A 19,569-nucleotide genomic window follows, 5' to 3' on the forward strand; every position below is an offset into this window, starting at 1 on the left:
CCTAAACCTCCAAAGGCACCGCTGTTGAATCCATAATCTCCTTTAAGATTAGCTTTTCGCTTTTACCTTGATACTTTGCCTGAGGAGATATAAATATCCTATGCGAAACTATATCAATAAATAGCTCCTTTACATCTTCCGGAATCACATAGGCTCTTCCTCTTAGATAAGCAAGAGCTTTACTGGCATTATATAAAGCAATTGTTGCTCTTGGGCTAGCTCCTAAGTCAACTAGCTCATGCTTTCTCGTTGCTCTAGTTAGCCTTACAATATATCGCTTAATAGATTCTGAAACAAAAATAGCTTCAGCTTTTTTTCTAGATTCCATTATAGACTGTATATCTACAATAACTGGCAAGGTTTTTGCACTGATATTTAGCTCAAGCAGCTTCAGTTCCTCTTGTTCATCAGGATATCCCATGGATAGCTTCATAAAAAATCTGTCTAGCTGTGACTCTGGCAGTGGAAATGTCCCTTCATGCTCTATTGGATTTTGAGTTGCTATAACCATAAATGGATCCTCTAGCTTATAGGTTTTGTTATCCACTGTTATCTGTTGCTCTTGCATTACCTCAAGCAAGCTAGATTGAGTTTTTGGAGAGGTTCTATTTATTTCATCTGCAAGAACCAGCTGTGAATGAAGTGGCCCTTTTTGAAAATGAAACTGAGCATCCTTAGGATTAAAAACTGAAATCCCTAGCAAATCTGCAGGAAGTAAATCTGGCGTGAACTGAATTCTGCTAAAGCTAAGGTCCATAGACTGGGCAAGTGCTCTCACAAGGGTAGTTTTTCCAACCCCTGGAACATCCTCAAGTAGTACATGTCCCTTGCATAAAAGCGCTATTATTATTTTTTCAATGATTTCATTTTTACCTATTACTACCTGTTCGACATTTTTTATAAGCTGTGCTATCATGACATATCTCCCATCTATTTAAAATCACATAATTTTCATATTTTTCTAACTTTATATTTTAATTATATTATATAGCATTTTGAATACTAAGTTTATTTTTTTATGTTTTTCTTTAAATAATTCGGGTATATTTGATATTGTATCGACTTAACATCGAAGGGAGGGTTTACAAAAATGAAAAATGTGACAATTTATACTAGTTCATCTTGTTCTTACTGTCATGCAGCAAAAGATTATTTCAATGAAAATAATATACCTTATACTGAAAAAAATGTAAGTGAAGATCCAGAAGCTAGAAAAACTTTAATCCAAAAGAAAATCATGGGTGTTCCTGCGATTTTTATAGAAGATGAAGTAGTTGTAGGTTTTGACAAAGAAAGAATAAATGAATTACTAGAAATCTAACAAAAAAAGTGACTGTAGCTAAATCTGCAGTCACTTTTTTATATTTAGAACTTAGAACCTCTCATATTTTATAGCTTATCAGTTACTCTTCTTATGATTATTAATTCCTCTCATATTTTAAATCTTAAGACAGATTTTCATAAATTTGATTGTAAATATTTGGAGTTAATAATTTAACAATTTTATTGACTTTTTAGCGCTCTGCTGATACTCTGTATTTAGAATAATTCATTAAAAATTTATCAATAAATTATTCTTCGCTTTTTCTAAGAGGTGAGCCTTTTATTAAGAGTGCTTTTGAAATGAACATCCTGATAGAAAAGAGAATTCTAATCTTCAAGGATCGGGCAAATAGGCATATTCAACCTATGGATCCTTCCATAGGTTTTTTTGTTTGCAGATTCAATAACTAGTGAAGGAGGTATATTATGTCTCAAAAAATAGCTGTGATAGGAGCAGTTTTAGAATCACCTGATATTAGTCAAGAAAGATTCAACCATGTCCTATCTGAGTTTAAAGGCATAGTAAAAGGCAGAATGGGCATTCCCTTTCCAGAAGACAATATATCAGTTATATCTATAACTGTTGTAGGTAGTCTAGACGAGATAAACAGTCTTACTGGAAAACTTGGCAATATTCCTTCTGTTGTAGTCAAAACATCCATATCAAAGAAGGAAATAACCGCTTGATGCGTGATTTAATCAATGAGCTCTATCAGGAGCAAACCCTTTCAAAAGCCAATCTTATAAACCTTCTTCTTCATATAAATGATGAAGAAAGGGAGTATCTTTATGAAAAAGCCTATAGCGTGCGCTACGAGCATTACAAAAACAGCGTGTATGTGAGAGGCTTAATAGAATTTTCCAACTACTGCAAAAACGATTGTACCTATTGCGGAATCTCTATACATAATAAGGAATTAACCCGTTATCACATGACCCCAGAGGAAGTAATAAAAACTGCAGAAATCGGATATAGCTTAGGCTTTAGAACATTTGTAATGCAAGGTGGAGAAGATACTTCATTTACAGATGATAAGTTTGCAGCTATTATTTCCAGCATTAAAACTCAGTTTCCTGAGGCTGCTGTAACCCTCTCTATCGGTGAGCGTTCAAAAGAGAGCTATCAAAAGCTTTACGATGCAGGAGCAGATCGTTTCCTAATCAGACATGAAACTATTAATAAAAAACTATATGAAAAGCTCCATCCAAAAATGTCTTATGAAAATAGAATTAAATCGCTTTTTGATTTAAAAGACATAGGATTTCAGGTAGGTACAGGTTTCATGGTAGGTGTCCCTGGTCAAGAAATTGAGGATATAGCAAATGACCTCTTATTTATAAAGGAGCTTAATCCTCACATGATAGGTATAGGGCCATTTATCCCTCATAAAAACACGCCTCTTAGAGATGAATCTGCTGGAAGCGCTGAACTTACCTATACATTAATTGCAATACTTAGGCTTATGCTTCCTACTTCGCTTATACCATCTACGACTTCACTTGCAACTTTGAAAGCTGAAAATAGATACAAGGGATTTAGAGTTGGTGCAAATGTAGTAATGCCAAATCTTACCCCTTATGATTATAAAAAGAGCTACCAGCTCTATGATGGAAAGAAAATAACTGATACCGAAAGCTACGAGGCACTTGAGCAATTAAAAAAGGAATGCTTAGATGCAGGGTTTTATATTGATATGGCGCGCGGTGATTATAAAAATTGGAGGAGAAAATAATGATAAATGAACAATTGATATACGAAACTCTAGAAAAAAATAAAAATGTACCTAAAGAAGCTTTACTAGACATTATAGATAAAGGTTCTAAGCTTCAAGGTCTTACTTATGATGAGATAGCGGCTATACTTCAAAATGACGACGAAGAAGTAACAAAAGCTCTTTTTAAAGCTGCTGGAGAAATCAAAAATAAAATTTATGGCAATAGAGTTGTAATGTTTGCTCCTTTATATATTTCTAATTACTGCGTAAATTCATGTAAATACTGCGGCTATCAAGCCTGTAATCAGTTTGACAGAAAGAAACTGTCACAAGAAGAAATCATACAGGAAGTAAAGATATTGGAGCAAATGGGTCATAAAAGAATTGCTCTTGAAGCAGGAGAAGACCCTAATAACTGTCCTTTGGATTACGTTCTAGAGGCTATTGACACAATCTACTCTGTAAAAACAAATGATGGAAATATCAGACGTATAAATGTAAATGTCGCAGCTACAACAGTTGAAAATTACAAAAAACTTAAAGATAGAGATATCGGAACTTATATCTTATTCCAAGAAACTTATCATCGTCCTACCTATGAGGTAATGCACACAGATTGCTTAAAAGGCAACTATGAATACCATCTTACTGCTTTTGACAGAGCTATGGAAGCAGGAATAGATGATGTAGGCGCAGGGGTTTTATTTGGGCTATATGATTATAAATTCGAAGTACTTGGCCTTATGATGCACAACGCACATCTAGAGCAAAAATATGGAGTTGGTTTTCATACTATATCTGTTCCTAGACTTAAAAAAGCAGAAGGTATGGATTTAGATATGTTCCCTCATATCCTTGATGATGAAACCTTTAAGCGCCTTATAGCTGTAATTAGACTTGCTGTGCCATTTACAGGTATGATACTTAGCACAAGAGAATCTGTGGAGCTTAGAAGAGAAGCTATACACTACGGTATTTCTCAAGTAAGCGCTGGCTCATCAACTGGTGTAGGTGGATACAAGGAAAGAGAAGACGGAAGATCTGTAGAGCAGTTTGATGTGTCTGACCACCGTTCTCCACTAGAGGTTGTCAAGTCTCTTTTAGCTCAAGGCTTCGTACCTAGCTACTGTACAGCATGCTATAGATCAGGTCGTACTGGGGATAGATTTATGCAGCTTGCCAAATCAGGAAACATCCACAATGTATGTAGTCCAAATGCTCTAATGACTCTTATGGAATATGTAGAGGATTTTGGAGATAGCGAGCTTAAATCTTCTGCTAAAGAGCTAATTTACAAAGAAGCAGAAAAGCTAGAAAATGAGAAAGTAAAAGCTCTATTAATAAAAAATCTTGGATTAATAGAAACTGGCGAAAGAGATTTATTCCTATAGGAGGCTGAAAATGAATACTACACCTTCTGGAAACAGAACCCATATAGGGATATTTGGAAAAAGAAATGCAGGAAAATCTTCGTTATTAAATGCAATAACTGAGCAAAAGGTATCACTAGTTTCAGATATTGGTGGTACCACTACTGACCCTGTAAAAAAAGCTATGGAGCTTCTTCCTTATGGTCCAGTATTATTTATAGATACTGCTGGTCTAGATGATGTAGGAGTGCTAGGAGAGCTTAGAAAAAATAGAGCTAAGGAAATGTTCACTCAGATAGACTTTGCTCTCATTGTCCACGATATAAATGATATAGATAAAGAGTTTGAGTCAGAGCTTTTGCGAGAATTTAAAAGATTTTCTGTTTCATATATGATAGTTATTAACAAGCTAGATTCAGCTGATGAAAAAACTAAAAAGCAAATACAAGAAACTTATCCAGAAGCTTTCTTCTTATCTACTTCTAAAAGAGAAGACGTACTTGATTTTAAAAAAGCTCTGATTAATAAGCTTTCAAAAAAAATGGAAGAGGAAACCATAATTGGGGACCTACTACCTTATGGCAGTCACGTTGTCTTGGTTGTTCCTATAGATTCAGAAGCTCCAAAAGGAAGAATCATCTTGCCTCAGGTTCAGCTGATAAGAGATGCACTAGACCATGGTATAATCTGCCACGTAGTCAGAGATACCGAGCTATCTGATACCCTAGAAAGACTAGATAAGGTTGATTTAGTAGTTACAGATTCACAGGCCTTTCAAGAGGTATCTAAAATAGTACCTGAAGAAATACCTTTAACTAGCTTTTCTATATTATTTGCGAGACAAAAAGGCGATTTAAAAACCTTCTATGATGGGATAAAGGTAATAGAAAGCCTTCCTCCTGATGCTAGGATATTGATGGCTGAAATATGCACACACAATACCTCTCATGAAGATATAGGAAGATATAAAATTCCTGCTCTCCTAAAAAGAAATCTTGGGGAATCACTTAGATTTGAATTTTTCCAAGGTAATGAATATCCACAGGATGTATCGAATTACGATTTGGTAGTCCACTGTGGTGGCTGTATGATGACTAAAAAACAGATGAATAATAGACTTAATCTTTTAAATCAAGTAGCTGTTCCTGTAACAAATTATGGAGTACTTCTTGCTTGGGGCGCTAGGATTCTGGAGCGGTCTATGAAACCCTTTAAAAACGAACTCTAGTAAAAAATCCTCTATGTCTTTTAATAAGCTCATAGAGGACTTTTTTGATTGTGTATTTAATTATTAATTTTCATCTTTTCCGCAGCATTTTTTGTATTTTTTTCCGCTGCCACAAGTACAAGGATCATTTCTTCCTATTCTATCACCTTTTACTATAGTCTTACTCTTTTTGTATTCTTTTTCTATTTCTTCTCTTTTTTCCTTAGTAAGAAGCTCTTCCCACTGTGGTAATGTGTATAGCCAGTCAGCCTTTGCATCATGCATATTGAAATACAGTTTTTCCATATCCACATCTAGAGTTATTTCACTATCTTCTTCTAGATTTTCAACGTCATACTCAGATACTAAGCTAGTGTTTATTCCATCCATAAAACCAACAAAGGTTTTAGTATCGATTTCGAATCTTTCTGCTAAATCCTTTAACTTACCTGAAACCTTTTCATCTTTATTAGAAAGCAGATACTCATATATTTTTTGTTCTTTTGGTAGATATTCCTGCCAAAAGCTTTCGTATTCAGCCTCAGACTTTGGTTCGTAAGCCTCTTTTTTCCATGCTTCATAAAGAGCCATTTTGATATTCATCCTTTCATATACCATATATTCTAAGAAATAATCAGCAATTCTAAATTGCTCATTTTTATATTATATAGCATAAAAAGCCATAATAAAACCCTTAATTAGCTAACAGGTGAAGCCTTTTTAAGTGGTGCATATAAAATTCCTACTATAAATAGGGATATTGCCATTTCTGGTAATAAATAGCCTGCATTGTATACTATAGAATACCAAACTGGATTCATAGTTTCAGGAGCATATGCTCCAAACACCACTACCCCTGATATAACATGGCACACAAATCTTAAAAATACACCAAATCCACTTCCTACTAGGCTACCTGCTCTAGTGTTGTTAAAAAGACCAGCAAAGCCTAAAACTGAAAATGCTATAAAATAATCAAATAATAAAGATACTATATGATAGCTGTATTTTGGACCTAGTATAAATTGAAGAGCTCCATAAGCAAGCCCTGTTAATAAACCATTTTTAAATCCCCATCTAAGCGAAAATATTATTATGGGTACCATACTTCCTGCAGTAACTGAACCTCCATAAGGAGCCTCAAATATCTTTACATAGCTTAAGATTTGGGCAAGAGCAATCATTATTCCTGCCTCTACCATCATTCTGGTCGACATTTTTTCCATTTTTTCCTCCTCAATAATTTAAATTTTTTATACTTTAATCAAGCAAAGATTTTTAATTAACCTAAAAACCTTTTTATACTTACACTAAAAAATTTATTTTTTCTATCATTGTAATTATACAATATTTATATCAGTTTTAATCATTTATAGCTTAAATATTTTTCTACATCCTGGGTAGTATTGAGATTCGTAAATATTTCTTCGCTAAATCCAAGCTTCTTCCACTCAGATTCTGAAATTACTTTGGTTCTTGAGCATTCAAATATAGCCCTAATTGAGCGTCTATTTTGGTTTATAAGTTCCTCTATTCTTGGAATCAAGCTTTTGGAGTAAAACCCAGGAAAAGGCTCAAAATATCCATTTTTTTCTGACAAGATAATTTCATTATCATCCATATATTTCATCATAAAGCTTATATATTTTGTGTCTATAACTGGCATATCACAAGGTATAACAAAAAGTTTATCGCTTTGAGCCATTTCAAGAGCCGAAATCATTCCTCCTAGTGGTCCAACACCCTTTACTTTATCAACAGCTATTTTATCATGATTGAATTCTGATTTTTTTTCTATGCTATCTACTGATATAATTATGTCATCAAATAAACTATCTAGCTTTTTTATTGTGCTCTCAATTAATTTTTTGTTCTGCAATACCATGGTGCTCTTGTCGAATCCCATGCGACTAGATTTTCCCCCAGCAAGTACAACTGCACTACCAAAATCTCTCATAGAAACTCTCCCTTTGTAAATCTATTTAAAGGCTTTAACTGATAAAGCTTTAAATATAGTAAAAAGTTCATCCCCAATATTTATGTTCATCTCTTTATATGATGTTTTCGTTATTACAGCTTTTATAGGTGCTCCTATATCAAGTGTAATTCTCATATTCATATCGTCCTCTTTTATATCTATAACTTTTCCTTTGTGAATATTTCTTGCACTGCAAATGACATCTTGCTTGCTTAATATTATATCATCTGGATCCACTGATATTTTTACATCTCCAGATAAAGTTGTGTTTACTCTAATTAAAACCTGCCCAATATCAACAAAAATTTCATCATCCTTATGAATAACTGTCCCCGAAAAAATATTTTGGGAGCCTTTTAACTGAGATAAATATGCTTTTAGCTGAGAATCCGATATCCTTATATGTCTTCCTACTTGATGAGCAGTGAGTTCTCCTCTTTTTATCATCTCATAAATAGTATATTTAGATATTTTTAATATCTGCCCTGCTTCTTCTGGAGAATATAAATTGTCTATATTCATATAGTCACCACTTTTCATTTATAATTACTAGTTTATTTACTTCTATACTACCATTATACTTAACTAATGCTTAATTTTCATCGTTTGTTTTTAAAATCAAAATAAATTCTCCTTATAAATGTTTATAAATAAAAGCACTAGAATACTCTTATTCGCTGAGAGCTATCCTAGTGCTTTACTTTAGTTATTTCTACTTATCTTTTCTTGAATAATATTTTGTATGAAGTAGTTCATGTGATTTATGGCCAAGAGGATTTTTTAGAAAATCTTTGTATAGCTTTTTAATTGCTGGATTTTCATGAGATTTTCTAAGCTTGCTTTCACTATCGTGCTGATAGGTTCCACTTATTCTATTTTCATATGCCATAGGTTTATGCTTAGGAAGCAGTACTTTTGGCTGTCCTCCACCACTTATACATCCCTCTGGACATGTCATAACTTCTACAAAGTGATAATCAGCTTTTCCATTTTTCATAGCTTCTATTATAGGCTCTACATTTTTTAGGCCTGCAACTACAGCTACTTTTAGTTCTAAGTCTCCTACCTTGATTATAGATTCGCTGAAGTTTTTATTTCCTCTTACAGCTACAACATCTACGCTATCGATTGGTTGATTTGTGATTAGCTCATAGCCTGTTCTAATTGCAGCTTCCATAACTCCACCAGTAACACCAAAGATATTTCCTGCTCCAGTATAATTACCAAGAGGCTGATCAAAATTTTCTTCTTGAAGATTTACAAAATCAATATCCATTTCTTTTATCAAATAAGCAAGCTCTCTAGTTGTAAGTACAACATCTACATCTCTTTCTCCACTGCTATTCATTTCTTTTCTTTCACTTTCAAAGCTTTTACATGTGCATGGCATTATGGATACACTAGCTATATCCTTCGCTGATTTGTTATCTAGCTTTGCACCGTAAGTTTTAAATATTGCTCCAGCCATTTGCTGAGGAGATTTACAGGTTGATAGATGGTCTAAATACTCTGGATGTGATTGCTCCATGTATTTTACCCATGCTGGACAGCATGAAGTAAACATAGGTAGCTTTTCATTTTTTGTAACTCTTTCAATTAGCTCTGTTCCTTCTTCCATGATAGTTAAATCAGCTGAGAAGTTTGTATCATACACCCTATCAAATCCTAGTTTTCTAAGTGCTGCAGCCATTTTACCAGGAGTTAGGCTTCCTAAATCCATTCCAAAATCTTCTGCAATTGCAACTCTTACAGCTGGTGCACACTGAACTACTGAGAACTGATTCTTATCATTCAATATATCTAATACTTTATGTATGTTGTTATCATAATAAGCTGCAAACAAAGGTTCTTTTATACCTTTTAGCATCTTTCTATCGGATAGCTTTTTCTCAATTGGTTCTATTTCTTCGTCAAAAACAGAGGCAAATGAGCTGCACATCTGTACACATTGACCACATAAAACACATTTATTTTCATCTATTGATTGAGGCTTTCCAGCATTACCGCTTATTGCATCCACTGGACAAACATCCGAGCACATCTTACATCCTGTACATAGTTCTTGATCTATTAAAACAGCCATGATTTTCCCCCCTGTTATAAGTTTTTCATTGTTTCTAAAATGCTTAATGCCGCTTTTAGATTCTTAGTCTTTTTATCAAGTGCAGGCTCCACGAGACTAAGAGCATCCTTTGGACAGGCCTCTATACATGCATATCCATCCATTTTGCTACATAAATCACATTTATAAGCTATTTTCTTAGGCTCTTCAAGACCATATTGCTGTACTTCTTGAGCTTCATTGTACTCTGGAAGCAGCTCTAGTGCTCCAAAAGGACAAGCTAAGATACAAGTTTTACAGCCTATACACAGCTTTTCATCGACTACAATAGCATTATCAGCTTTCTTGATAGCATTTACTGGACAACTATTTGCACATGGAGCATCTTCACAATGTCTACACTGCACAGGCATAGCAAAGTCCTCGTCCTTTACTAAGAATAATCTTGGTATCACTGGAGTTTTTACTGTACCTACAGTGTACCTTGTTTCATTCTTTGAATTGTGAACTGTAAAGCAAGCCAATTCACATGTTCTGCAGCCTACACATTTCGTAGGATCAGCAATTACAAAACTGCTAATTTCATTTCTCATATCCTTCTCCCCTTTGTTTTTATTATCTATTTAAGAAAATCGCTGTGTCCTTTAGAACTTTATATCTTAGGTTTTTAGTATCAATCTTTGCTTCACTAAAAACCATTTCAATTGCATCTTCGTTGATAATCTTACTATAAGCCCCTTGATTATATATATTAAGCCTTGAATTACGTACAAAGCCTACTAAAGTTATTTGGTGTGCTTTGCAAAGCTCAAATGCCATACTTGTAGGTGCTGACTTTGTAAAAATCGTCTTAATTCCTGCGTTTATGCATTTCAGAGCCATATCTTGAGAAAGCCTTCCACTTGTCATAATCGCTATATCTTTTGGATTGATTTTCATTATTGAAATATGACCTATTAATTTATCTAAGGCATTATGTCTTCCTACATCCTCAAAAGCTTTAATATAACTATTTGTATCTAAAAATCCAATACAATGTGCTCCCCCAGTTTTTGAAAAAAGCTTTGAGTAAGATAAATTTTTTTGCATAGACTCAAAAATTAAATTAGGATTGAAAAATCTTATGTTATCATCCTCTAAATCATCCATTTCTTTTCTAATTTTCTCGCTTAGCTCAACTATAGCTTCACTCTTATCTTCGCTTATGCTAAGGTTTTTTATATCATCAAAATTGGATATAATATCAAAGCTCACTAAATATCCAACAACTAGTTCCTTTATATAGGTTGGACTGCAATAAAATATATTAGTAGCTATAAGCTTATCATTTTGATAGATTTTTAATTCTATTTTCTGCTCTATTATCAGATAATCCTCGCATATGCTAAAGCTTCCACTATTTAGCTTGATAATTCCACTTACTTTTATGCAATCCTCGCTTGAACTTAAGTCCATAGGATTATTAGTTTTTCTATTTAAAAATAAATCTGCCATTGTGAATATCCCCTTTATTTACATCCTCGATATTCTCTGGAATTATAAGCACTGCATCTGATTTTGATACAGTCATAAGGTGGTTTGAGCATTGAGAGCTAGTATTGTAAGCTATATATTCGTCACCGACCTTTTCAACATTTACGAAGATATATTTAGTTCTTCCTTTTCTTAGCTTAAACCCATCCCCTATTTTCATTGGTATAGTTTCTACATGCTCCATAGTCATATTTCCCATGGATTGTCTTAGGCTTGGTTTTACAAATTGTTCAAAAGCTGTGATTACAGACATTGGATTTCCTGGAAGACTGAAAAACAATTTATTATTGTACTTAGCAAAGGTTATTGGCTTTCCAGGCTTAATAGCAACCTTTGTAAATTTTATTTCAGCGCCAATTTCTTCTAACACCTCTAGCACGAAATCAAAGTCTCCAACAGAAGCTCCCCCTGTGCTTACTATAAAATCACAAGTCTCAAAGGCTTTTAAAACTGTAGCTTTCAGTACCTCTTTATCGTCTGGAATTATGTCAAATGCTACTGGAAGTGCTTTTATTTGGTTTATCATTGCCTCAAGCGTATAGGTATTGCAGTTTCGTATCTTTCCTTTTGATATTTCTTGATCTATATCCACTAATTCATCGCCTGTAACTAGGCATGCTACTGTGGGAGGTTTATATATTGAAACTTTAGGATATCCTAAAGATGCCAATAGTCCAATATCTGCTGGAGTAATTTGTTTCCCTGTTTCTAAAACTAAATCTCCCGAAACAAGTTCTTCTCCTTTAAAAATAATATTACTTCCTTTTTTAACTGGTGATTCAATTATTATCGTGTCTTTCTCAGCCTTTACTTTCTCAATTTCTATAACCGTATCTGCACTAGCTGGAACTGGCGCTCCTGTCATAATTTTTACAGCTTCACCTGGATTTAACTCTTTTTCATAATAGTCACCAGCTTTTACTAGAGCTACTACTTTAAGAGTTTTAGTATCATTAGCTTTATCCATATTATAGGCATATCCATCCATAGCTGATTTGTTAAATGGAGGCAATGTGTCCTTTGAAAAGATGTCTTGTGCTAAAATATAACCACTGGCTTCTAAAATGCCTACCTCTTGTGTGGGCTGTAGCTTAGTTTCCTCTAAAATTATTTCAAGCGCATTTTGAATGCTTATCATAATTGTCACCTCGCACTTTTTTATATACAATCATAATTAAAATTAATATTTATTATATATTTATACATTATTTTTATTATACAACGTAGGTTTTGATATAGCAATTAATTCGAATCATAATAATTTGTTTTTTCTGAAAACTAAGGTTTATGTTCCCATAACTTTAATTGCTCCTACTATTGTACCCAGTATAATAATGCAAAGACTTGCTAACTTGATTAGCTCTATCACTATGTTTTGCCATGCACTTCCCATCTCATTTTGTGAATTATTTGCTGATAAATTTAAGCTGTGAAGCTCTTTTATACTTGTCTTAATTTCTTCAATATCTGCCTGAATCATTTTTACATAGGTTCTAGTTTCAGCCTGTGAGGTTTCTAAATCTCTAAGCCTTTTATCTTGTTCTAATATTTCCTGCATAATAATAACCTCCTTTTCCTTTTTAAACTTTAAATTAAACTTGATTAATTAAATTTCTTCTAACTATATATATGGAAATTTTGTAGTATAAAGATAGTAAGTAAAAAAATCCCTTGGGTTTATAAAAAAGAATGGTTATAATCATAATTAGACAAAATTAATAAGAAAAGGAGTGCTTTATTTGAAAAAAGGTGATTTTATATGGGGAATTATACTTTTATCTGTTGCTTTATTTATACTGATGCCTGCTACTCACATAGTATTTGTTGATTTTACTGCAGGTCATCCTTATATCAGTGGATTTATTAAGTTTGGAATACTTGCTACAATGGGAGAAATGTTAGCTATCAGGATATCAGTAGGTGACTGGAAAAAACCAGCTGGTTTAATCTACAGAGCGATAATTTGGGGTTTTCTAGGTATAGTAATAACTCTTATGTTCCAAATATTTGCAGCTGGAGTTACTGGTGCTTTGGAAAAAGGCTATCTACCTGGTAAAGGGTCTAGCTTTGCATTTGCTTTCTTTGTAAGCTCAATTATGAACCTTACCTTTGCTCCTACATTTATGGCTTTTCACAGATTTACAGATACCTATATAGATATGGTATATGAAGGAATAAAAAATATAAAAGCTGTAGATGTTGTTGGAAGAATAGATTTTAAAGGCTTTGTTTCTTTTGTACTTATAAAAACAGTTCCTTTATTTTGGATACCAGCTCACACTATAACATTTATGCTTCCTCCTGAGTACAGAGTATTGACAGCAGCATTTTTATCACTAGCTCTTGGAATACTACTTGCGATGGGCAAAAGAGGCGGAAAAAAGTAATAAATCCGCTTTATTTAGATACGTTTATATAACAAAGGAGTTATTTCTTATGACTGAAAACCAAAAACCTAAAAGGCGAGCTCGCTACAAAGGTACTCATCCTAAAACATTTAAAGAAAAATATAAAGAGCATGACCCAGAAAAATATTCTGATGAAATTGAAAAAGCAATTCAAAGAGGAAATACTCCTGCAGGTATGCATATCTCCATTGCGGTAAATGAAATCTTAGAATTCTTTCAAATCAAACCTGGTCAAATTGGTTTTGATGCAACTCTTGGTTATGGTGGGCACACACTTGAAATGCTTAAATGTCTCGAGCATCAAGGCTGTATTTTTGCCACGGATGTAGACCCAATCGAATCTCAAAAAACAAAAGCACGTCTTGAATCGCTTGGATATGGTGAAGATATGCTTAAAATTAGAAATATGAACTTTTCTGAAATAGATAAGATTTCTAAGGAAGCTGGAAAATTCGATTTTATTCTTGCTGATTTAGGTGTATCCTCTATGCAGATTGATAATCCTGATAGAGGTTTTACTTACAAAAGAGAAGGCCCTCTAGATTTACGTCTAAATCCAGAAAAAGGAATTTCGGCGGCAGAGCGCCTAAAAGAAATGAATCAATATGAAATAGAAGGTATGCTTTTAGAAAACTCTGATGAGCCTCATGCAGAGATAATTTCAAAAGCAATTATTAAAAGATTTGAAGAAGGCGAAAAAATAGAAACAACTAGCCAGCTTAGAGACTTAATAGAAGATACTCTTAGCTTTATACCTTCTAAGGATCGTGAGCAAGAAATCAAAAAAACTTGCCAGCGTGTTTTTCAGGCTTTACGAATTGATGTAAATCAAGAATTTGAAGTTCTTTATGATTTCCTTGAAAAGCTGCCAGCTGTATTAGCTCCAAATGGAAAAGTTCTAATTATGTCCTTCCACTCTGGAGAAGATCGTTTAGTGAAAAAATCATTCAAAAATTATTATCGCGAAGGTATTTATTCAGAAATATCAACTGATGTAATTAGACCTTCGGCTGAAGAATGTAATAGAAATCCAAGAGCACGTTCAACAAAAATACGCTTTGCAATTCGTGCTTAATATAATAAAAGGGCTGCCACACTAAATCTGAAGTGCGACCGCCCTTTTATTGTGAATTCAAATTTTAATTGTTATAATACAAGCTCTCTGATGCAAACTCTGCATCACTAGTTACATCAATTCCTAGCTGTCTGTATGTTTGCTCATCTACTGCAGACAAAATAGTTGTGCTATGAGCTTGGCAGTTTTTAAGCATTAGCAGTTTTTCCATAGCAATCTGAGCAGTATGGTTTGTAGCTGCGCAAATGCTTAATGCTATAAGAATCTCTTCGCTATTTAAGTAGCTAGTTGAATTTCCGCTCATTTTACATTTAAGCTCTCTTATAGGCTCTAATATAACTGGAGATATCAAATGAATTTCATCAGATATATTTCCATAGTATTTTATTGCGTTTAGAAGGGCTGCAGCTGCTGCATCCATTACTTCAGAAGCCTTTCCTGTAAGTATAGTTCCATCGTTAAGCTCTATAGCCATAGCAGAACCTACGCAGTTTTCACCTTCCACTTCTTTTAATTTAGTTGAACGCTCTCTAGCAGGAAGTACAACTTTTCTGTCTTCAGGCTTTAGGCTCAGTTCTTCCATGATAAGCTTGATACGCTCTAAGCTATCAGTATCTGCATATCCTTTTTTATATTCACAAGCAACCTTGAAATATCTTCTAATGATTTCTTGCTTTGAGGCTTCCTGAACAACTTCATCGTCCACAATTCCGTAACCCACTCTATTAACGCCCATATCCGTAGGTGATTTGAAAACTGATTCCTTTTTAGTTATTCTCTCAATAATTCTCTTTAATACAGGAAAAGTCTCTATGTCTCTGTTATAATTAACAGCTATTTGATTATATGCATCCACATGGAAAGAGTCTATCATGTTAATATCTTTTAAATCCACTGTAGCAGCTTCATAAGCTATGTTTAAAGGATGCTTTAAAGGCACATTCCACACAGGAAAAGTCTCGAATTTTGAATAGCCCGCTATTTTTCCATTTTTATTTTCATGGTAAAGCTGGCTAAGACAAGTTGCAAGTTTTCCACTTCCTGGTCCTGGTGCTGTTACTACTACTATTGGCTTTGTAGTTTCTATGTATGGATTTTTTCCATAGCCTTCGTCACTTACTATTGTATCTACATCTGTAGGATAGCCTTTTGTAGCTCTGTGTGTATATACCTTTATGTTTCTTCTTTCTAGCTTGTTCATAAAGATATTGGCAGAAGGCTGATCTTCATATCTAGTAATAACTACGCTATTTACATCTAGTCCATAGCTTCTAAGATCATCGATTAATCTTAGCACATCTAAGTCGTAAGTAATACCAAAATCGCCTCTAATCTTGTTTCGCTCAATATCCCCTGCGTAAACACAAATTATTACTTCTAACTTGTCTTTAAGTTTTTGAAGTAGCTTAATTTTAGCATTTTCATCAAAGCCTGGAAGTACTCTTTTTGCATGCATGTCAAAAAGTAACTTTCCACCAAACTCTAAATAGAGCTTGTCATAGTCATTTACTCTCTCGAGTATAAATTTAGACTGTTCTTCAAGATACTTCTTCGGATCAAAGCCAATTTTCATATTCACTCTTCCTTTCCCCATATAAAATTAATAAAGAAATATTATGCCATATCCGATATAAAAAGTAAACTGGTTTGTTTTCATATTTTTATGTTTTTTTGTATGTATCTTGTATCCATTTAGTAATATGTCCAAGATAATTATATTAATTTCACATTCTTTTTAGATAATTTTTCTTATATATAATTAATAATTATATTTAGTCCTAAAGTGCTATAATCAAAAGTAAAGGTATAAAAGTTAGAACTTCAACCTTTAGAGCAATTAAACTTTTTCATTTTTCAAGTTATCATTGCTGTATTTACAATAAAAAAATCAACAGAATCTATCTGCTATCATTCGGAAAGGAAGGTCTATGAGCAAAGCTAAATTTCCACTAAGAATATATATATTGATTGTGCTTTTTCTCTGTCACCTTTTATCAGTAACCTATGAAAGTGATTTATATGGAAATATATTTTCTCCTATAGTTGCTTTTTATTCCTCTTATGTAATCTATTCCAGTGTTAAAAAAAGAGCTCAGAAAGAAACTGATTTAACCTGGTATTTTTTATTTGGCTTCACTTTCCTTTGGGGAATAATAGATACCCTTTGGCTTATTTATGACTCATTTTTAAGTATTGATGTCAATGATACTCTAATTCCTTCACTATATACTTTTCCGAGCATTATTCTTGCTGGACTAGTACTGTATGTTTTTGGAAGAGTTCATAAAAAATGGAATAAATTTCAGTTACTAACAGATATTACTGGAATAGGTATAATATTGATGATATTAATCTGGTCTTTTATATTTTCAAAGACTAGTATGAGATATGAATCAAGTTTTGATTTTATAAACACAATTGTTTATATGCTCACTGATTTTATAGCTCTTGCATCCTATATAGTTTTTTATTCATCTGCGAGAAAAAAGAAAACTCCTATAAGCTTTAATATTGTTTTCTTAGGCATATTCATCTATACCTTTACCGATTTTTACTATGCGTATTTAGATCTAACAGAAACATATATTGCTAATACATTAATTGACTCTTCATATACCTTGACATGTATGTTATTAGCTTTAGGTTCATATTTTAGAAGTATCCGTCCAATAAAAGATATCTCAGTTAAGGCTTATGATGGATTGCCCTATAACTATGGAAACTCAAAGAAATTTCAAATTCTTGTTGTTTTACCTATATTAGTGCTCCTATATCCTTTTGTTGGTTGGCATAATTTCCTTATGATTTTAATAATTATAGGCCTACATCAGCTTACTAGCAGATATATTCAAATATCTATAAAAACTGACTATCTGCTAAAAAAAGAACAGCATATTAACGAATATCTAGAGCAAGCAATTCAGGAAAAAATTTCTGATTTAAAGCTTGCAAATAAAGCTTTAGAAGAAATATCCAACAAAGATGGGCTTACTGGACTATATAACAGAAGATATTTTTTAAATAATTTAGATGAGCTTATAAATGATGCTTCTTGCTCCAAATTTGCACTTCTCTATATGGATATGGACAGATTTAAGGCTATCAATGATACTCATGGACATGAAGTTGGTGATCAAGTCCTTTATAGCCTGAGTAAAAGATTTACTAACCACTGCAAAGATAATTGTACCGTTTACAGGGTTGGTGGAGATGAATTTGCAGTTATAGTCAAGAACTACAAGGATACTTCTTATTTGTATGATATTATCGATTCTCTGCTAAAAATATCAGAATTTCCTATAAAAATTCCTCCTTATGTATTTAACGTTAGCCTAAGCATAGGAATTTCAAAATACCCTAAGGATGCTAAAGATAGAGGAACGCTGCTAAAATACGCTGATATTGCTATGTATGAGGCAAAAATATCTCACAATAACCAAAAATATTTTTTCTTTGACAATGATTTAAGTGAAAGAGTGCAAAAGAAACATAGCTTAGAGGTAATGCTAAAAAATTCAAATTTCGATAACGAATTTAAATTATACTATCAGCCACAATATAGAACCTCAGATAATAAATTAGTCGGAATGGAAGCTCTTCTAAGATGGATTCATCCTGAAGAAGGTTTTATTTCACCAGCTGACTTTATACCTATAGCTGAAGAAACTGGAATTATATTCAGTCTAGGTGAATGGGTAATTAATCAGGCAATGTGTCAAGCAAAAGCTTGGAATCAAAAATATAATATGGATTTACAGGTTGGTATTAATATTTCTCCACTTCAAATTGAAAACTCAGATTTTGTTAATAGGATAAGACAAAAAATCCACGACGAAGATATTAAACCAGAATGGATAGATATAGAAATAACCGAGGGCGTAGCTATGAGCTCTCAAGTTTCTATGGAAGAGATATTCTCTGGCTTAGCAAACATAGGAATAAGTATATCAATAGACGATTTTGGTACTGGATACTCGTCTCTGAGCTATATTAAAAGATTTGATATCGATAGACTTAAAATAGCAAAAGAGCTAATTGACAATATAGCTGAAGATAAAAATACTCTTCTCATAGTAAAAGCTATAATCATGATGGCTAGAGGAATGGGATTAAAGACAATAGCCGAAGGTGTAGAGGAACCAAATCAATTAGAAATACTAAAAGTATTAGAGTGCGATGAAATTCAAGGCTATATATTTGGAAGACCTGTTCCACCAGATATATTTGAGCTAGAGCATATAGACAAAACTATTCACTCTTCAAATTAATACAATCGAATATTGCTAATTAATTCCAAGAATTCTATTGTATTGAAAAAAGGTCCAGCTAAAATTTTTAGCTGAACCTTTTTTTATTTATACTGTTCTTAGAGTACTTGCTTTTCTTTTGTTTTTACTTATTTCATTTATATCCTTTTGCTCTACTAAGATAAAAGCTTCAGCTGGGCATATCTCTACACATGCTGGTCCGCCTTCTCTTCCTACACATAAATCGCATTTTATGGCTACCATAGGCTCTAAGTTAGTAGTGTCGCTTAGCTTTGACTCTTTTTTCAAGGTTGCTTCATCATGAACCATATTCATTGCTCCAATAGGGCAAGCTAAAATACAAGTCTTACAGCCTATACACTGCTCAGTCTTTATTATTATTTTATCGTCTTGATGTATTATCCCAGATACTGGGCATACATTGGCACATGGAGCATCCTCACATTGTCTGCACTGAATAGGAGTTGTAACAATATCTGCTCTAATCAGATTTACTCTAGGTGAAAATGGTATCTCGTCCTTATTTGCTGTAACTACGGATTTATCGATATGAGCTACTGCACATGCTATTTCACAAGCCTTGCAGCCTATACATTTTTTAGGATTTGCTATAACAAAAGTATTCATCTA

Annotated in this window: 20 protein-coding genes; 8 read left to right on the top strand and 12 right to left on the bottom strand. The window is 33.3% G+C overall.

Annotated features, from left to right (window positions below; genetic code table 11):
• Window position 1: 1 nt before the first annotated feature.
• The gene (locus B5X47_RS06775) at window positions 2-916 is read right to left on the bottom strand and encodes an AAA family ATPase (RefSeq protein WP_079589427.1); all 915 of its coding nucleotides are present in this window, start codon (window positions 914-916) and stop codon (window positions 2-4) included.
• Between the two features lie 174 nt (window positions 917-1,090).
• Here B5X47_RS06775 and B5X47_RS06780 point away from each other — a divergent pair, with 174 nt between their 5' ends.
• From B5X47_RS06780 to hydF, 5 genes are all read left to right on the top strand, one after another.
• Window positions 1,091-1,321, top strand: a complete 231-nt coding sequence (locus B5X47_RS06780; protein WP_013361067.1) for a glutaredoxin family protein — start codon at window positions 1,091-1,093, stop codon at window positions 1,319-1,321.
• Between the two features lie 428 nt (window positions 1,322-1,749).
• On the top strand, window positions 1,750-2,010 hold the full coding sequence (locus B5X47_RS06785; protein ID WP_013361066.1) for a TM1266 family iron-only hydrogenase system putative regulator: 261 nt from the start codon (window positions 1,750-1,752) through the stop codon (window positions 2,008-2,010).
• Window positions 2,010-3,056 (top strand): [FeFe] hydrogenase H-cluster radical SAM maturase HydE, encoded by a 1,047-nt coding sequence (gene hydE / locus B5X47_RS06790; RefSeq protein WP_079589720.1) that lies wholly within the window; start codon window positions 2,010-2,012, stop codon window positions 3,054-3,056. The genes B5X47_RS06785 and hydE overlap by 1 nt, the downstream gene beginning before the upstream one ends.
• Window positions 3,056-4,429 (top strand): [FeFe] hydrogenase H-cluster radical SAM maturase HydG, encoded by a 1,374-nt coding sequence (gene hydG, locus B5X47_RS06795; RefSeq protein WP_079589428.1) that lies wholly within the window; start codon window positions 3,056-3,058, stop codon window positions 4,427-4,429. The genes hydE and hydG overlap by 1 nt, the downstream gene beginning before the upstream one ends.
• 10 nt (window positions 4,430-4,439) lie before the next feature.
• Window positions 4,440-5,636 carry a [FeFe] hydrogenase H-cluster maturation GTPase HydF gene (gene hydF / locus B5X47_RS06800; RefSeq protein ID WP_079589429.1) on the top strand — a complete coding sequence of 399 codons (1,197 nt, stop codon included), beginning with the start codon at window positions 4,440-4,442 and terminating at the stop codon, window positions 5,634-5,636.
• A 63-nt stretch (window positions 5,637-5,699) separates the two neighbouring features.
• On the opposite strand, the gene B5X47_RS06805 is transcribed toward hydF, so the two are convergent.
• The 9 genes from B5X47_RS06805 to B5X47_RS06845 all read right to left on the bottom strand — a co-directional run bounded on the left by B5X47_RS06805 (window position 5,700) and on the right by B5X47_RS06845 (window position 12,746).
• Complete coding sequence (locus tag B5X47_RS06805) at window positions 5,700-6,206, bottom strand: SEC-C metal-binding domain-containing protein (RefSeq protein ID WP_013361061.1); 507 nt, start codon at window positions 6,204-6,206, stop codon at window positions 5,700-5,702.
• Window positions 6,207-6,313: 107 nt separating this feature from the next.
• The gene (gene thiT, locus B5X47_RS06810; RefSeq protein ID WP_013361060.1) at window positions 6,314-6,841 is read right to left on the bottom strand and encodes an energy-coupled thiamine transporter ThiT; all 528 of its coding nucleotides are present in this window, start codon (window positions 6,839-6,841) and stop codon (window positions 6,314-6,316) included.
• A gap of 140 nt (window positions 6,842-6,981) precedes the next feature.
• Complete coding sequence (mobA, locus tag B5X47_RS06815; protein ID WP_079589430.1) at window positions 6,982-7,572, bottom strand: molybdenum cofactor guanylyltransferase; 591 nt, start codon at window positions 7,570-7,572, stop codon at window positions 6,982-6,984.
• A 21-nt stretch (window positions 7,573-7,593) separates the two neighbouring features.
• Window positions 7,594-8,133: an excisionase family DNA-binding protein gene (locus B5X47_RS06820; RefSeq protein ID WP_231853143.1), complete on the bottom strand. Its 540-nt coding sequence runs from the start codon at window positions 8,131-8,133 to the stop codon at window positions 7,594-7,596.
• Between the two features lie 172 nt (window positions 8,134-8,305).
• Complete coding sequence (locus B5X47_RS06825) at window positions 8,306-9,676, bottom strand: [FeFe] hydrogenase, group A (RefSeq protein WP_079589431.1); 1,371 nt, start codon at window positions 9,674-9,676, stop codon at window positions 8,306-8,308.
• Window positions 9,677-9,690: 14 nt separating this feature from the next.
• A complete protein-coding gene (locus B5X47_RS06830) occupies window positions 9,691-10,248 on the bottom strand; it encodes a 4Fe-4S dicluster domain-containing protein (RefSeq protein ID WP_079589432.1) in 558 nt (185 codons plus the stop codon).
• Between the two features lie 22 nt (window positions 10,249-10,270).
• Window positions 10,271-11,149 carry a formate dehydrogenase accessory sulfurtransferase FdhD gene (gene fdhD, locus B5X47_RS06835; RefSeq protein WP_079589433.1) on the bottom strand — a complete coding sequence of 293 codons (879 nt, stop codon included), beginning with the start codon at window positions 11,147-11,149 and terminating at the stop codon, window positions 10,271-10,273.
• Window positions 11,127-12,326 (bottom strand): molybdopterin molybdotransferase MoeA, encoded by a 1,200-nt coding sequence (locus B5X47_RS06840; protein WP_079589434.1) that lies wholly within the window; start codon window positions 12,324-12,326, stop codon window positions 11,127-11,129. The genes fdhD and B5X47_RS06840 overlap by 23 nt, the downstream gene beginning before the upstream one ends.
• 147 nt (window positions 12,327-12,473) lie before the next feature.
• A complete protein-coding gene (locus tag B5X47_RS06845) occupies window positions 12,474-12,746 on the bottom strand; it encodes a hypothetical protein (RefSeq protein ID WP_079589435.1) in 273 nt (90 codons plus the stop codon).
• 172 nt (window positions 12,747-12,918) lie between these two features.
• Between B5X47_RS06845 and B5X47_RS06850 the strand changes: the two genes are divergently transcribed.
• Window positions 12,919-13,575, top strand: a complete 657-nt coding sequence (locus B5X47_RS06850; protein WP_334293175.1) for a hypothetical protein — start codon at window positions 12,919-12,921, stop codon at window positions 13,573-13,575.
• Between the two features lie 49 nt (window positions 13,576-13,624).
• The gene (gene rsmH, locus B5X47_RS06855) at window positions 13,625-14,671 is read left to right on the top strand and encodes a 16S rRNA (cytosine(1402)-N(4))-methyltransferase RsmH (RefSeq protein ID WP_143215782.1); all 1,047 of its coding nucleotides are present in this window, start codon (window positions 13,625-13,627) and stop codon (window positions 14,669-14,671) included.
• 64 nt (window positions 14,672-14,735) lie between these two features.
• On the opposite strand, the gene B5X47_RS06860 is transcribed toward rsmH, so the two are convergent.
• Window positions 14,736-16,244, bottom strand: a complete 1,509-nt coding sequence (locus B5X47_RS06860; protein ID WP_079589438.1) for a DUF1846 domain-containing protein — start codon at window positions 16,242-16,244, stop codon at window positions 14,736-14,738.
• 355 nt (window positions 16,245-16,599) lie between these two features.
• Between B5X47_RS06860 and B5X47_RS06865 the strand changes: the two genes are divergently transcribed.
• The gene (locus B5X47_RS06865; protein ID WP_079589439.1) at window positions 16,600-18,939 is read left to right on the top strand and encodes a putative bifunctional diguanylate cyclase/phosphodiesterase; all 2,340 of its coding nucleotides are present in this window, start codon (window positions 16,600-16,602) and stop codon (window positions 18,937-18,939) included.
• A gap of 87 nt (window positions 18,940-19,026) precedes the next feature.
• Here B5X47_RS06865 and B5X47_RS06870 read toward each other — a convergent pair whose 3' ends face one another.
• A complete protein-coding gene (locus B5X47_RS06870) occupies window positions 19,027-19,566 on the bottom strand; it encodes a 4Fe-4S dicluster domain-containing protein (RefSeq protein ID WP_079589440.1) in 540 nt (179 codons plus the stop codon).
• Window positions 19,567-19,569: the final 3 nt, after the last annotated feature.

Origin of the sequence: Acetoanaerobium noterae (assembly GCF_900168025.1) — a bacterium.
GTDB classification, from domain to species: domain Bacteria; phylum Bacillota; class Clostridia; order Peptostreptococcales; family Filifactoraceae; genus Acetoanaerobium; species Acetoanaerobium noterae.